The organism is Allosphingosinicella sp. (assembly GCF_046295735.1).
Lineage (GTDB): Bacteria > Pseudomonadota > Alphaproteobacteria > Sphingomonadales > Sphingomonadaceae > Allosphingosinicella.
On the sequence record NZ_JBKBMQ010000008.1, the window covers coordinates 57,869 to 72,180 of the forward strand.

A 14,312-nucleotide genomic window follows, 5' to 3' on the forward strand; every position below is an offset into this window, starting at 1 on the left:
CGGCCTAGGGCGTTACAAGCGCAGCAAAATTCCCGCTCCCTCATATTGCGTTCGCACCGATTCGGTGCGATTGATCCAGGATAGACGGCCGCAAGGGGGTGACGCGGCTTTTCCACGAACCGGCAAAAACCGGTCGTTTCTGAAGATTTGGGGGGGAGCCCGCCATGATCCGTTCCGAACTTGTCCAGAAGCTTTGCGAAGACCATCCCGATCTGACCGTGAAGGAGATCGAGCGCGTGGTGGCCGCCTTCTTCGATTCCATCACCGGCCAGCTGCAGCAGGGCGGCCGCGTCGAACTGCGCGGCTTCGGCGCCTTTTCGACTCGCGAGCGCGAGGCGCGCAAGGGCCGCAATCCGCGCACCGGCGAGGCGGTGGACGTGTCCGCCAAGCGCGTCCCCTATTTCAAGCCCGGCAAGGAAATGCGCGAGCGGCTGAACGTCTGACGACGGTCACGCTCCGCCCCGGCGGTGCGGCGCGCCTTTGCGGAGCGCCGCGGTTCGTGGCATGGCGGCGGCCATGCGGACGTGGCGGAACAGGTAGACGCCGGAGACTTAAAATCTTCTGCCCCTCGGGGCGTGCGGGTTCGAGTCCCGCCGTCCGCACCAGCCGCACCTGCAGCGGGGAACGGACCACAGCTTGCAACTCTACCGCGACGCCAAGCAATTCCTGATCGACTTCACCGGCGCGGGCGAGGACCTCCTCCACGTTCATTTCGGGCTGGCCATCTTCGTCGTGGCCGCTTTGCTGTTGAAGCGGCGCATGCGCTCGCCCTGGCCGCTGGCGGCGGTCGCGGTCTTCGCGGTGGCGAACGAGATCGTCGATTTCCTGACCGACAGCGGCTGGCGGCTCGACTGGTCGCTGCTCGATCTCGTCAACACCCTGTTCTGGCCGACGACCCTGTTCCTGCTCGCCCGCCGCGGCGGCAGCGGGCCGAACCGTGTGGATCGCAGAAGCTCGTTCTAGCTTAAATGCGCACGCCCGGCGCGTCGCTCACGTCCGCGAACGGACGCTCGGACGCTTCGTGGAGGCCCGCGCCGCCGTCCCACAGCTGGCTGAGGCACTGCGCCAGCGCGACGGTCGCGCCGTGGTTGCCGGTCAGCGCCAGCGTATCGACGCGCGTCTCGCCGTTCGAGATGCGCATGCCGCGGGCCGAGGCGAAGCGGTCGAGGAAGCTGCGCCCGCTGCGCAGATCGTCCGGCTTGACGGCGAACAGAAGGCCGGGGCCGTCCTCGTCGATTTCGAGCCGGGCGATCGCTTCCACCGGCCAGGCCTCGCCTTCGTCGAAGCGGATGTTGAGCCTGTAGACCGCGCCGTCCTCGAGCGTCTGCCAGGAGGGGTTCTGGATCAGGAACGCGATCCCTTCCTGCCCCTGCAGAGCGAACACCGACAGTACTGTGCCGCTGCGGAAGGCGGTATGCACCGCGCAGACCTGCGGCGTGGCGGCGACATTCCAGCCCTGGGCGGCCTGAGCCTGCGTGGGAACGGGAGCCTGCGCGGCTTCCGCGGGAGCGGCCGGACTCGTCTGAGCCAGCGTCAGAGCGAGCATCAATGCGAACATAGCGGGTCTCCATCATCCCGCCCCGCGACCTTCATTTGCCTTGCCGAACTGAACCCGCCGGGAAGACGATGGTTGCACAGGAAAAATGCGATATGGCGGAGCCGCGATGAAGACGGGCAGGGGCAGGATCGGACGAGGAATGGCGGCGTTGGGCGCCGCGCTGCTGCTTGCCGGCTGCGCGGGAATGCCCGGGCCCCGCGCGGAGCGCTGCGTGGCGTCGGACGCCATGCCCGACATCGTCGTCGATCCCGCGACCGGCGAGCATATGACGACGCTCAGCGTCCTCATCTACAATGTCGAGGGGCTTCCCTGGCCGGCCCGTTCGAACCGAGGCTACCGGCTGGACGAGATCGCGCGCCAGCTCGCCCAGCTGCGCGCCGAAGGGCGCGCGCCGCAGGTCGTCCTTCTCCAGGAAGCCTTCACCCGCCGCGCGGCGCGCATCCCGGTCGAGGCCGGCTATCCCAATTATGTGCGCGGGCCCACGCGGAGCGAGCGCCTTTCCCGAGCGGAGATGGCGGAGGAGGCGCCGCGCCTTCCCGGCCGGCGCAGTTTCCGCAGGGGCGAGCGGTTCGGCACCTTCCTGTCCAGCGGCCTCGCCGCCGCCAGCGATTTTCCGATCCTCGCCCACTGGACGGAGCCGTTCCACCGCCGTGAATGCGCCGGCTACGACTGCCTGGCCAACAAGGGCGTGATGATGGTGCGCGTCTGGCTGCCGGGCGTGCCGGCGCCGGTGGACATCTTCAATACGCACCTCAATTCCCGGCGCTCGACCGGCGTGCCGGAGGAGCGGAGCCTTGCCGCCCATCGCCTGCAGACCGATCGCGGCGCCGAGTTCATCGACCGCTATCGCGATCCCGCCAATCCGCTGATCTTCGGCGGCGATTTCAACATGGCCGAAGCGCCGGACCGGATGGTGCACTTCTTCGACCGCAAACCCTGGCCGATCGTCCACCATTGGTGCCTGGTCGTCGCGCGGGACTGCCAGATCAAGATGTCGTGGGACGGCGACGAACCCTGGATGGACACGCAGGACCTGCAGGGCTTCGACCAGGGCGAGAGGGTGCGGATCCGCCCGATCCGGATCGAGGCGATGTTCGACGAGCCCTGGCGCGGCGCGCCGCTGGCCGATCATGACGGCCTGCTCGTCACCTATCGCTTGAGCTGGAGCGCCGACGCGGCGCCGCCGCCGTCCCGTTGCCGTCCCGAAGGACTTTGAACCGGGTCAGGCCGCGACCGGCGGCTCCGCCTGGGTGGCGGTCCATTCGCAGCGCTGCAGGCTGATCGGATCGAGGAACATCCCGCCCATCCGCCGCCCGATCTGCCAGCGCACCTGGGCGTGGACGGGACCGATGCCGGGCACGTCGAGCGACACGTAGCTGCCGATCCGGACCGGCTCCACGCATTCCGCCATGAAGCCGCAGGCGGAAACGTCGCACACCTTCACTTCCACATTGTACCAGTTCTGCGCGCGCATCGTCGCCGTGCCGTCGACACGCACCCGCTGGGACCTGCGGTTGGTGAAATGCGGTTTTCCCTGCTCGCTCATGGGGCTTTTCCGGTCCATCCTAAGCACCTAATCCAGCACTGGTTAAAATGTGGTAAACAAGGAGCTGCGTCCGGCGCGGCTTTGCGGCGAACGGCAAGCCCCTTCGCCGCGGCGCGCCGCTGGTCTATCGATGGCCGCGATGCGGATTCGAGCGACATTGGCGGGAATGGCGGCGGCCGCCGCACTGGCGGTGCTTCCCGGTTGCCGGGAGCCGGCGAGCGGGCCGCTGACGGTGAGCGCGATCGGCGGCGCCGCGGAGATGGTCAATCCCAATCTCGAGCCGCTTGATCCGCCCCGCGCCTTCCTGATCGACGCAGCGGCGCAGGGGCTGGTGCGCTTCGACGCCGCCGGCGAGATCGAGCCGGGCCTCGCCCGCAGCTGGATCGTGTCCGACGACGGGCTGCGCTACACCTTCCGCATCCACCGCACCCGCTGGGCGAACGGGGAGCGGGTGACGGCGGAGCAGGTTGTGCAGCGGCTGCGCGCCGCGATGAGCCCGGCGAGCCGCAACCCGCTGAAGCCGATGCTCGGCATGATCGACGAGATCGTGGCGATGACCGACGAAGTTCTGGAGATCAGCCTGGTCGGCCCGCGCCCCCACTTCCTGCAACTGCTCGCCCAGCCCGAGCTTGCGATCGTGCGCGGCGGCGTCGGGACGGGACCCTATCGGGTGGAGCGGCTGGAGGATGGCGCGGTGAGCCTCACCCCGGTGCCGATCGGCGAGGAGGAGGAGGATCCGGAGGCGGGCGAGCCCGGCATCGTGCTGCGCGGCGAGCGGGCGGGGCGGGCGATCGCGCGTTTCGCCGCGGGGGGAGCCGACCTCGTGACCGGGGGGACGGCGGGCGACCTGCCGCTCGTGCGCGCCGCCAATCTCCCGGCGGCCGCCTTGCAATTCGATCCGGCGGCTGGCCTGTTCGGCCTCGCCTTCACCCGCGCCCCGGGCCCCGCGGCGTCGGTGGAGGTGCGACGCGCCCTCGCCATGGCGATCGACCGCGACGCGCTGGTGACGTCGCTCGGCGTGCGCGGGCTGCAGCCCCGGCTGACTCTGCTGCCGCCCGGCGCGGAGGATTTCCCGCAGCCGGCGGAGCTGGAATGGGCCGCCCAGCCGATGGCGATGCGCCGGGAACTCGCCGCCCGCGCCGTCGCGGCCGAGGCGGGCGAGGCGCCGCTGCCGGTGCGCGTGGCGATGCCGGAGGGGCCGGGCTACCGGATGATCTTCGCTTATCTGCGCCGCGACTGGCGCGCGATCGGCGTGGAGGCGGAGCGGGTGGCGCCCGGCGCCACGGCGGATATCGTCTTCCTCGACGCCGTCGCTCCGGTGGCGCTGGCGAGCTGGTATCTGCGCAATTTCACCTGCGACCGGCCGTTCCTCTGCCTGCCCGAAGCCGACGCGCGCCTCGACGAGGCGCGGGCGATGCGCGATCCGCAGGAGCGACGGGCTTTGTTCGCCGAGGCCGACCGGCTGATGGCCGACGAAGTCCTCTACATCGCGATCGCGGCGCCGGTGCGCTGGTCGCTCGCGTCGGCGCGCATCACGGGCTTCCGCGCCAATCCGTTCGCCCGGCATGGCGCCATCGAGCTGGTGCAGGAGGCGCAATGACCGACCCGGGCCGGATCGACGCCTTCGCCGCCCAGCTCCCGGTCGGGCGCGATCCCGCCTCGGTGCGCGCGCGCCTGGTGGCGATGGAGAGGCTGCTGGAAGGCATGTTCGTCATTCCGGGCACCAATCGCCGGATCGGCCTCGACGCGATCGTCGGCCTGGTGCCGGTGATCGGCGACCTGATCGGCGCGGCGATGGGCAGCTGGCTGATCTGGGAGGCGCGCAATCTCGGCATGTCGAAGTTCCAGCTGGTGCGCATGGGCGGCAATGTCGCGGTCGACACGGTGCTCGGCGCCGTGCCGCTGGTCGGCGACGCGTTCGACATCCTGTTCCGGTCCAACCGGCGGAACCTGCGCATCATCCTGAAATGGCTCGACAAGCATCATCCCGAGACGCGCCTGATCGAGGGCGAGGTGGTGGCGCGCCGCGTCTGAGCGCCTTGTCGCCTCAGAAGAATTGCTTGCGGAAGCCGATCCTGACCGACCGGCCGAGCGGATCGAGATAAGCGGGCTGGTAGCCGAGCGGCGTCGTGCCGGCCGCGTCGGTGACGCGGGGGCGGGCGTCGAACAGATTGTCGACCGACAGGGTCAGCCGGCTGTTGGCGAGAAAGGGGGCGCGGGCCACCAGCGCGCGCTGCTCGCCCAGATTGGCGAACAGGCGCAGGTTGACGGTCGCGAGGTCGGAGAAGAACAGGTCGCCGCGCGTCCCGCCGAAGCCGTCCGGCCCGCCGCGCACGAACGTGCCCTGCTGCCAGTTGGCGGTGATCCGCGCGCCCAGGCCGCGATGGAAGATGCCGCCCTGGAACTCGAGCTCGTGCCGCGGCCGTCCGCCACGGTTGCCGACCGCCGATCCGCCGAGCAGGTTGAGCGGCGGCAGCCCGTCCCGGATCAGGATCTCGTCGCGGAAGCGCCAGTCGTGATAGAGCGCCAGCTGCAGGCGCGTGCCGCCGCCGCCGCGGCCGCCCATCATCCCGCCGAAGCCGCCGCCGCCGCCGCCGGGGCGCGCGCCGGCAGGGCGCTCGCGTGGCGCTTCGCCGTCCGTGGCGGGCGGGCGCTGCCGCGGCGCCTCGCCTTCCGCGTGTGGGGGACGCTGCCGTGGCGCCTCGCCCTCGGCTCCGCCTTCGCCGCGCGGCCGTCGCCCTTCGGCCGGCGCGCCGCCGCCGCCGCCCGCTCCGCGCCATCCGCCGCCGCCCGGACCGCGCTGCGGCAGGGCAGGGGGGCTCCCGATCTGGCGCGAGAAGTTGACGCCCCAGCGCAGTTCCTCGCGATCGGATCGGGCGAAGTTCAGCGGACGGGAATCGATCTGGAGCAGCCGTCCGTCCGCGCCGCGCGCGAATCGTTCCGGAAAGGCCGCCTCGATCTCCGGCGTAGCGGTGGGGAAGGAGGCGATCGGGTTCAGCGTCCGGGTGCGGGTGTAGTTGGCGGAAAGGGTGAGGTCGCGCCCGCCGAGCGGCCGGCCGGTGGCGTTGATCCGGAAGACGCGGCGATTGTCCGCCAGCAGGCCGGGATTGCCGCCGTCGATGCGGGTGATGTCCACCGTCTCGCCGCGCAGCAGGTCGAACACCCGCACGTTGGGCGTGGCGAGCGTCGGATCGCCGAGCTGCTGCATGGTGGGGGCGCCGTCCTCGTCGGTCAGCGAGACGATGAAGCTCAGCGCCTCGATCGGCGACCAGTTCACCCCGCCGCCGAGCACGCGGAGCGTGCCGAAATCCGAGAGATGCTCCACCGCGGCATTGACGTTGAGCGACAGGTTGCCGATCCCGGCGAGGACGTTCTCGCGCCGGCTGGCGATCGGCAGGTCGAGGCTGGCCTGGGCGTTGGCGCGGCGGCGGGACAATTCCCGCTCCTCGGCGATGCCGCGCCGCTCGGTCCGGCTGTCGAGGCCGCGATGCGACAGGCCCGCCTGGAAGCTGGCGGTGAGCGGCCCGGCGGGAAGGGTGAGGAGCGGGCCGCTCGCGGTCGCCTCGGCGCTCGCCGTCTCCGTGTCGGTCCAGGCGCGGTCGCGGCCTCCCACGAACAGCAGCCCGGGGGGAAGGGCGCCGAACGGGTTCAGCGCAGGATCGTTGAGGTTCAGCCGCTCCTGCACGCCGCCCAGGTCGATCCCGCGATCGGTGCCGGTGCGGTTGCTCGCCCGTTCGTAATTGCCGGTGAAGGACCAGCGCCACGGCGCCGCCGTTCCGTTGAGGGCGAGGCCGATCTGGCCCGATTGGGTGGAGCTTTCCCGCGTCAGCGGCCGGGGAGCATCGAAATAGCGGTTGAGGAGCACATCGCCCGCGAAGGGCGAGAAGGGGTTGCCGGCGGGCAGCGTCAGCGTGGCCGAGGGAAGGCCGAAGCGGCTTTCGCTGTCATTGTGGCTGATTCGCGCGGTGAGTGTGCCCGATATCGCCTCGGTCACCATCCGGTTGACGGCGCCGCCCAGCGACATCTGGCGGGTGGCGGGGAGGAGGGTGCGGAACGGCCCGAGGTCGGTCGCGCGCGGATCGCCGGCGAAGGCGGCGAGGCCCGGCGCGGCGTTCGCGGCGCCGGTCGGGACGGGCGCCACCGTCACCGGCCGGCCCGCGACGGCGCTCAGGGCCGGGTCGATCTCCGCCCCCGCGACCGGGGCGGTGACGTTGCCGACCAGGTCGAACGGACGGGCCGGAGCGCCCTGGATCAGGTCGCGCTCGCTTTCGAACAGGAAGCTGTCCTGCCGATATTCGAAATCGACGTTCCAGCGCCCGGTGCCCTGGATCTGGACGATGCCGAGATCGGCGGCATAGCTGCCGCGTCCGCCGGCGGTGGCCGCTCCGGCCTGCACCTCGGCGGTAACCGCCTGAAAATTCTCCTTGAGGACGAAGTTCACCACCCGCTGGTCGGCCCGATAGCCGTAGCGGAGCGCCACTTCCTCGGCGAGGATGTCGACCCGCTCGATCGCTTCGGGCGGCAGGTTGCGGATTTCGGAGAAGCCGGAGATGCGCCGGCCGTTGAGCAGGATGACCGGCCGCTCGCCGCCCCGTCCGCGCGCGCTCGCCGTCTGCGGCGACAGCGCCTGCAGCAGCTCGGCGAGGCTGCTCGCGCCCAGCGCCTGGATTTCCTCTTCGCCGAGCTGGATTTCGGGCGGGATGTTGCTCACCACCGCGCCGCGCAGCCGGGCGGCGGTGACGATGATCGTGCCCGCTTCCTCGTTCGCCAGATCCCGCTCCGCTTCCTCCACCGGATCGGGCGACACCGGCTGGAGCTCGGCCGCGGACAAGGGGAAGAAGGGCAGCCCCGCCGCGGCGAGGCCGAACAGGAACGGGCGTGTAAGCGTCATACGGCAAGCAACTCCGGAACTTCGTCGGTCGCGGAGCTAACCCCCGATTGTATCAGAAGTGTCCCCGCGCCTGCCGCAGCCGTAACGATCCGCCGCCCGTTCTTCACCCGCCGTCGCGCTTCTGGTAGAAGCGCGGCATGTTCACCGACATGAGGCAGGGCACCGCCGCCGACTGGGCCCACATCGCCGCCGAGCATGGCAAGCATCAGAAGACCGACGCGCCGCGCCAGATCATGGAGAGCCTGCGCCGGCTGGAGGCGATCGAGGTCGGCTTCGGCGCCAACCAGCTTCAGCACAGCCTGATGGCCGGCACGCTCGCGCGCCGGAGCGGCGCCGCGGACGAGGAAGTCGTGGCCGCGCTCTGCCACGATCTGGGCAAGCTCTTCTCCATCCCCAATCACGGGCCGATCGCGGCGGAGATGCTGAAGCCCTACGTGTCCGAACATGTCTATCAGGCGATCTACTGGCACCAGGATTTCCAGGGCCGTTATTATTACGAGCATCTCGGCAAGGACCCGGAAGCTCGGACGAGATTCGAGGGCGAGCCGTGGTACGGTTTCGCGGTGAAGCTGGTCGACGAATGGGACGCCCCGGCCTTCGATCCCGCCTTCGACGCCGACTCGCTCGAAAGCTTCGAACCGGAGGTGACGCGGGTCTTCTCGAGCCCGAAGCGGATGGTGTGAGACCGGCGCGCCGTTAACCTTCCGGCGCCGGATCGTCCCATCCTGGGACAAGGGGCGGTGGGCAGGCCGTCCGCCTTGAACCAAATGGTAAATTAAATCTTAATGGCGGCATGAACCGCCTGTCGCCGCTCATCGTCCGCCGCACCGGCCGCTTCGCGCCGGCCGAGGCGCTTCCGCTGCCGAGCGGGATGTCGGCCCAAGCCGCTGGGAGCATGGCCGAGGATCTGAAGCTGTTCGTCACCTTCTGGATCGGCGGCCTGGTCTTCTTCGGGACCTTCCTCGCCTGACGCTCAGTCGCTGCCGACGAGGCATTTCACGTCGAGCAGGATGAGGCTGGGGCCGCGATAGGCGGCGCAGACCGCGGCGAGACGCTGCATCGCCGACGGACCCGCCGCCAGCATCGCCTCCGCCTCCGCCGACGCGGCGGCGACGATGGTGGCATAGCGCGGCGGGACGGCGCCTTCCTCCAGCAGCGACCGGTCGACCGCGAACAGGTGCGGGCCGTGGACGCGCAGGATCGTCCGCATCCGGTCCGCGTCCGGTGTCGCCGCGGCGCGAAGGCTGTCCGACAGGCGCGCGTCCACATGGCGGTAATAGCCGATATGATAGGGGATCGCATGCTCTGTCGTGGCCAGCGCGGCGCGGCCGGTGAGCGCCGGCACGAAATCGAGATCCTCGCTGACGCCGGCGACGAGCGTGTCGGGCGGGGCGGCGGCAATGTGGCGCATCGCGCCGGGATCGGCGGGGCGGCGAAGGCCCGGCGTCGGCGTCAGGAAGGAGACGGCGACCAGCAGCGCGATCGCGCCGCCCGCCGCAACCGCCGGCGCGCGCAGCCCGCGCTCGCGGACCTGGCGGTCGAGCCACAGGCCGATCAGCTGGCCGATCGCCAGCCATTCGAGGATGGAGAGCACGCGCTGGCTGTAGCGGCTCGGCAGGTGAAGCTTGAACGCGAAGGCGACCGCGACCGCATACCAGAACAGGGCGGCGAGAAGCGCCCAGGCGTAGAGCGCATTGGGATTGCGCCCGCCGCCGGGCATCACCGGGCGGCGCAGCGCGTCGCCGATCAGCCAGAGGAGCGGGAGCAGCAGCAGGATGTTGGTCAACTCCGCGAACGGTATGCCGCGTCCGCACGGCACCATTTCCGGGACGAAGCCCATCCGCGCCGAACAGATCCAGCCGATGCCGCCATCCTCCCGCACCAGGCTGCTGCGCCCGCCGGGGGTGGCGAGGTTCGGCATGGTCAGCGCCTGCTCGATGGTGAGCGTCGGCTCCCAGCGGCTGGTCTGGGTCGGGAAGGGGACGATCGCCACCAGGATGGCGAGCGTGCCGCCGCCGACCAGCAGGATAGATCGGCGCGACAGATCGATGCGCAGCCGCGGCACGCGCTCGATCCGCGACAGCCCCAGCATGGCGAGCGCCACCAGCGCGGTGGTCGGATAGATGGAGGCGAGCAGGAAGATGCTGCCGAGCATCGTCTTCATGCGGTCGCGCAGCAGCGCGTCGACGAACAGCAGAAAGAGCGGCGGCGAAAAGGCGCGGGGGCTGGCCGTGTAGACCGAATCCTCGTGGATCACGAGCGCCATCACGAACGCCGCCGCGACGAAGGCGGCGAGCGGCCGCCCGGTCAGCGTCATGGCGATCCGCCACGCGGCCCAGGCGGAGACGCCGATCAGCAGCACGGGCAGGAGCTTGCCGACGATCAGCGGATCGACGCCGAAGAGGGCGAAGAATTCGAACGGCAGCCGGTAGACGGGCGGCGAGACCGATTGCCAGTAATCGGCGAGGAGATCGCCGCGCATCGCCTCCGGATCGCGCAGGCGCGGCATCCACAGCATGAACTGGCGGGCATCGTCCTGGATCGCGAGCGGCTGGAACGCGCGAACGAGGTAGATGACGAGGGTGACCGCCGTGCCGAGGAACAGCAGCGCCCGCCAGAAGCCTTCAGGGGACATGCGGGGGAGACGGGCCAAGCTTCAGCTCCCGGCCTGCGGCGGCGGCCGCTGCCAATAGTCGCGGACGAACAGCAGCCCCGCGAGCGCCGGCAGCACGTAGCGAAGCGTCGCCAGCACGCCCAGCGCGGCGCCGGACGCAGGCTCGAGCCAGGGGCGGTAGAAGAGCACGATCGCCGCGTCGCGCGTCCCGATCCCCGCCATGGTGAGCGGCATCAGCCCGGCGAGGATCGCCAGCGTCGCGAAGGCCATATTGTCGATGAAGGGCACCTGGCCGAGCGCCGTGGCGAACAGCCAGAATTGGGCGAGATGCCCGGCCCAGAGCGCGAGCGAGAGCGCCGCGATCGATGCGGCGCGCGCCGGACGGTTCCAGAACCAGCCGACGGCGTCCCTCCACTGCGCGGCGAAGGCGGCCGCCTTTGCGCCCGGTCCGGCGGGAAGGAGCCCGGCCAGCCTCCCGATCGCCCATGGCGCCAGCGGAAGCGGCGACAGCAGGACGAGGAGGAGCAGGAGCAGCCCCGCGACGGCGAGGGCGGCGAGGAGCAGCAGCGGCTCGCCGTCCGCCACCCGCAACAAAGCCAGCCCGCCGAGCAGCAGCAGCGCCGCCATGTCGAGCATCTTTTCAATGACCACGATGGCGATCGCGCGCTTCGGCTCCCAGCCGTGCCGCCGCGCCAGCACCCATGCCTTGGTGAGATCGCCCATCTTGGAGGGGAGGACGAGGTTGAGGGTGGACGAGGACAGGATGAGGCGCGTGGCCGTGCCGATGCCGAGGCCGGAGCGGCCGAGCAGGGCGAAGCGCCAGGCGGTGCCGAGCGTCAGCGGCATCACCGCGGCGAGCCCGAGGCCGAGCCACAGCGGATCGGCCGCGCCGATGGCGGCGACCATCGCCCGCGCGTCGACCTGCCACCAGATGACGGCGAGGAGGACGAGGCTGACGACCAGCGCGACCAGACGCCGCATCAGGGCCGCCGCTCCACGATCAGCGGCTCGCGTGCCCCGAGGGTTCGGACCCTGTCGGTAAGGTCGGTCCAGGGCTGGGCGTGGGCGGGTTCCCAGACCCGCGCCATCACGGTCGTGAGCGAACTCTGGAAGCCGCCGATCCCCGCCTGGTCGACATCGTCCCAGCCGCGCTCGGGCAGGATCTCGTCGCGGACGGTCCAGCCGCCGTCCCGCCAGTCCAGGATGCGGCGAAACCGGAACGGCGCGTCGTCGCGCCCGGTGACGAGCAGCCGCTGGAGCAGCCGCCGGACCAGATCGGGAAAGAAGCGGCCGAGCGTCAGCATCAGCAGGCGGAGCACGACCGATTTGAGCGGCGTCAGGCGCGCGGATTTGGCCCATGCCATCTGCCCGTCCATCTCGATCCGGTCGGCGGCGATGCGGGCGGCCCCGTCGAGATGGGTGACGGCGACCCGGCCGGAACGGGTGCGGAGCGCGATGCCGGTGTCGGCGAGCCGCAGCCTCTCGCCTTCGAACAGGCGGAAGGCGCCGCCCCGGCCCCAGCCGAGATAGAGGCGGGTCGCGCCGCGCCCGTCCACCAGCAGCTTCGCCTCGTCGAACCGCGCCTGGCCTTCGGGCAGCGGGGCGGGGCCGGGCCGCTCCTCGCGCCACTCGCGCCAGGCGAGCATCCAAGCGGCAAGGTGATGGCCGAACAGCCTGTCGTCCGACACGGCGGCCTGTTCGGCGCGGGCGAGACGGGGGAGCGCCCGGTCGTTGATCGCCAGCGCCAGCGGCTCCCACGCCCCGGCGATCTCCAGCCCATGCGGGAAGAAGTTGACGGTCGCGCGGCTCGCATATTCGCCGCCGAGCGTGCCGTCCGGATGTTGGACGGCATGGAGGAAGCGGATGGCGGCGCGGCAGGGTTCGCGCAGCCCGAGGTCCGGGCGGCGCCGATCGACGTCGGCCAGCTGCGCGACGGTGAGGGTGAGATAGCCGGGATCGGCGCCGCCATATTCGTCGAACCAGCCTTCCCCGCTCTGCCAGGACAGAAGCCGCTCGGCGCGGCGGCGAAGCGGCGTTTCCCAGGCCTCGCCGAAGCGCTCGGCCATGCGGGCGAGGCAGGCGACGATCAGCGCCTCGTGGTTCGCCAGCCGCCCGCTCTCCTCGTGGCGGGCGAGCCAGTCGGCCCGGCGCTTCAGGAAATCGTCCACTTCCGGGTCGGCGAGGCCGATGATCTCGGCGGCGTCCAGGCAGGCGAGCAAAGCGAAGGCCGCGGCGCCCGAGGCGCGCTCGAACGGATAATAATCGTCGCAGCTTCCGTCCCCATGCGCGGAGCGGGCGGCGAAGCGGATGCCGGCTTCCACCCAGCCGCGCACCTCCGGATCGCCCTTCCAGCGATTGCCGGGGAGGTCCAGCTGCCAGGCGAGCGCGAGCGGCAGCACCAGTTTCTGGGCCATGCCGCTCGGGAAATCCATCACCCGGTAATGCCACCAGGCACGGTCGAAACTGCCATAGGTCGCGCTGACCGGCGTGCGGTCCTGAAGCGTCAGCAGGCGGGGGATTTCGGCCAGGGCCAGCGCCGCGAGCGCGTCGCGGATCGGATCAGCGCCCGCCATGATCGTCCTTGCGATGCGCCGCGCCGCCGCTGCCGTTGCGCCGCAGCAGATATTGGATGTCCTGGAGGAGGCGACGGTTGATGGCGAACAATTCGCCCAGCAGCCCCGCGATCCAGAACAAGGCGGCGAGGATCAGGAACACCGCGGCGGCGACCAGGCTCGGCACATGCGCCCGTTCCGTCCCGCCGAAATAGAGGACCAGCCAGCGCAGCGCGAGCGCGGCGCCGAGCAGGGCGGGCGGAATGCCGAGCAGGAAGAAGGTCTTGCCCGGCTTGTAGACGAAGAAGGCCTTGAGGATGGAACCGATCGAGCGGCGCACGTAATTGCCGATCGACTTCACCAGCCGCGACGGCCGCGTCTCACCGTTGACGCCGATCGGCACCGATACGATGCGGATGTCCGACAGGCCCGCCTGGATGATCGATTCCAGCGTGTAGGTGTAGGTGTCGAACACGTTCATCCGCAGCGCCGCCTCGCGCGAAAGGGCGCGGAAGCCCGATGGCGCGTCCTTGATGCGGGTGCCCGACACCAGCTGCACGACGCGGCTGCCCAGCCGCTGCAGGAGGCGCTTGGTGCGGGAGAAATGCTGGATGTCGGGGATCGGACGGTCGCCGATCACGAACTGCGCCTCGCGCTCCAGGATCGGCCGGATCAGCTTCGGGATGTCGCGCGCGTCATATTGGTTGTCGGCGTCGGTGTTGACGATGATATCGGCGCCTTCCTGCAGCGCCTTATCGAGGCCCGCCATGAAGGCATGGGCCAGGCCCATATTGACCGGCAGGTCGACGATATGGTCGACGCCGGCGGCCCGGGCGGCGGCCACCGTGCCGTCGCGGCTGCCGTCGTTGATCACCAGCCATTCGACGCAATCGACGCCCGGCACCTCGCGCGGCAGATCGGCCAGCGTGACCGGAAGCTGCTCCTCCTCGTTGTAGCAGGGGATCTGGATGATGAGCTTCATCAGGATTGGCGCGTTTCGATCGACTGCCCTTGTCCCAGAGATGCATCCGCTACAGGTGCGGCCGAGCGGCTGTCCAATCATTTCTGACGCCGGCGAAATAATCGTTCCCTGACATAATCTTGCCGTTTCCGCCTGCCATGCGGGGAAGGTTCCCCTTCCTCGAAGCTTC

Annotated in this window: 14 protein-coding genes and 1 tRNA gene; 8 read left to right on the forward strand and 7 right to left on the reverse strand. The window is 70.4% G+C overall.

Going from position 1 to position 14,312, the window contains the following annotated elements; genetic code table 11:
* The first annotated feature begins 164 nt into the window (after nucleotides 1-164).
* The 3 genes from ACK4K7_RS08965 to ACK4K7_RS08975 all read left to right on the forward strand — a co-directional run bounded on the left by ACK4K7_RS08965 (nucleotide 165) and on the right by ACK4K7_RS08975 (nucleotide 963).
* Entirely contained in the window at nucleotides 165-443 is a 279-nt protein-coding gene (locus tag ACK4K7_RS08965) for an integration host factor subunit beta (RefSeq protein ID WP_431865323.1), read from the forward strand.
* A gap of 75 nt (nucleotides 444-518) precedes the next feature.
* Nucleotides 519-605, forward strand: a tRNA-Leu gene (locus ACK4K7_RS08970).
* Between the two features lie 31 nt (nucleotides 606-636).
* The gene (locus tag ACK4K7_RS08975) at nucleotides 637-963 is read left to right on the forward strand and encodes a hypothetical protein (protein WP_431865325.1); all 327 of its coding nucleotides are present in this window, start codon (nucleotides 637-639) and stop codon (nucleotides 961-963) included.
* A 1-nt stretch (nucleotide 964) separates the two neighbouring features.
* Here ACK4K7_RS08975 and ACK4K7_RS08980 read toward each other — a convergent pair whose 3' ends face one another.
* Nucleotides 965-1,558, reverse strand: coding sequence for a hypothetical protein (locus tag ACK4K7_RS08980; protein WP_431865326.1), 594 nt, complete (start codon nucleotides 1,556-1,558; stop codon nucleotides 965-967).
* Nucleotides 1,559-1,664: 106 nt separating this feature from the next.
* Here ACK4K7_RS08980 and ACK4K7_RS08985 point away from each other — a divergent pair, with 106 nt between their 5' ends.
* On the forward strand, nucleotides 1,665-2,774 hold the full coding sequence (locus ACK4K7_RS08985; protein ID WP_431865328.1) for an endonuclease/exonuclease/phosphatase family protein: 1,110 nt from the start codon (nucleotides 1,665-1,667) through the stop codon (nucleotides 2,772-2,774).
* 6 nt (nucleotides 2,775-2,780) lie between these two features.
* Here ACK4K7_RS08985 and ACK4K7_RS08990 read toward each other — a convergent pair whose 3' ends face one another.
* Nucleotides 2,781-3,104, reverse strand: a complete 324-nt coding sequence (locus ACK4K7_RS08990; protein WP_431865329.1) for a PilZ domain-containing protein — start codon at nucleotides 3,102-3,104, stop codon at nucleotides 2,781-2,783.
* A gap of 139 nt (nucleotides 3,105-3,243) precedes the next feature.
* On the opposite strand from ACK4K7_RS08990, the gene ACK4K7_RS08995 reads away from it, so the two are divergent.
* Together ACK4K7_RS08995 and ACK4K7_RS09000 are read left to right on the forward strand one after the other, a co-directional pair.
* Nucleotides 3,244-4,704, forward strand: a complete 1,461-nt coding sequence (locus tag ACK4K7_RS08995) for an ABC transporter substrate-binding protein (RefSeq protein WP_431865330.1) — start codon at nucleotides 3,244-3,246, stop codon at nucleotides 4,702-4,704.
* Nucleotides 4,701-5,138 (forward strand): DUF4112 domain-containing protein, encoded by a 438-nt coding sequence (locus tag ACK4K7_RS09000; RefSeq protein WP_431865331.1) that lies wholly within the window; start codon nucleotides 4,701-4,703, stop codon nucleotides 5,136-5,138. Before ACK4K7_RS08995 ends, ACK4K7_RS09000 begins: the two co-directional genes overlap by 4 nt.
* 13 nt (nucleotides 5,139-5,151) lie before the next feature.
* Here the strand turns inward: ACK4K7_RS09000 and ACK4K7_RS09005 are convergent, their stop codons facing one another.
* Nucleotides 5,152-7,995, reverse strand: coding sequence for a TonB-dependent receptor plug domain-containing protein (locus tag ACK4K7_RS09005; RefSeq protein ID WP_431865332.1), 2,844 nt, complete (start codon nucleotides 7,993-7,995; stop codon nucleotides 5,152-5,154).
* 137 nt (nucleotides 7,996-8,132) lie between these two features.
* Here ACK4K7_RS09005 and ACK4K7_RS09010 point away from each other — a divergent pair, with 137 nt between their 5' ends.
* Nucleotides 8,133-8,678, forward strand: coding sequence for an HD domain-containing protein (locus ACK4K7_RS09010; protein ID WP_431865334.1), 546 nt, complete (start codon nucleotides 8,133-8,135; stop codon nucleotides 8,676-8,678).
* Nucleotides 8,679-8,788: 110 nt separating this feature from the next.
* Nucleotides 8,789-8,965 (forward strand): hypothetical protein, encoded by a 177-nt coding sequence (locus tag ACK4K7_RS09015; RefSeq protein ID WP_431865335.1) that lies wholly within the window; start codon nucleotides 8,789-8,791, stop codon nucleotides 8,963-8,965.
* A 3-nt stretch (nucleotides 8,966-8,968) separates the two neighbouring features.
* Here the strand turns inward: ACK4K7_RS09015 and ACK4K7_RS09020 are convergent, their stop codons facing one another.
* Genes ACK4K7_RS09020 through ACK4K7_RS09035 form a run of 4 tightly spaced genes read right to left on the reverse strand, consistent with a single transcriptional unit; the run spans nucleotide 8,969 to nucleotide 14,143 of the window.
* Nucleotides 8,969-10,648 (reverse strand): hypothetical protein, encoded by a 1,680-nt coding sequence (locus tag ACK4K7_RS09020; RefSeq protein WP_431865337.1) that lies wholly within the window; start codon nucleotides 10,646-10,648, stop codon nucleotides 8,969-8,971.
* A 3-nt stretch (nucleotides 10,649-10,651) separates the two neighbouring features.
* Nucleotides 10,652-11,590 carry a lysylphosphatidylglycerol synthase domain-containing protein gene (locus ACK4K7_RS09025; RefSeq protein ID WP_431865339.1) on the reverse strand — a complete coding sequence of 313 codons (939 nt, stop codon included), beginning with the start codon at nucleotides 11,588-11,590 and terminating at the stop codon, nucleotides 10,652-10,654.
* A complete protein-coding gene (locus tag ACK4K7_RS09030) occupies nucleotides 11,590-13,182 on the reverse strand; it encodes a hypothetical protein (protein ID WP_431865340.1) in 1,593 nt (530 codons plus the stop codon). The genes ACK4K7_RS09025 and ACK4K7_RS09030 overlap by 1 nt, the downstream gene beginning before the upstream one ends.
* Nucleotides 13,169-14,143, reverse strand: a complete 975-nt coding sequence (locus ACK4K7_RS09035; RefSeq protein WP_431865341.1) for a glycosyltransferase family 2 protein — start codon at nucleotides 14,141-14,143, stop codon at nucleotides 13,169-13,171. Before ACK4K7_RS09035 ends, ACK4K7_RS09030 begins: the two co-directional genes overlap by 14 nt.
* Between the last annotated feature and the right edge of the window lie 169 nt (nucleotides 14,144-14,312).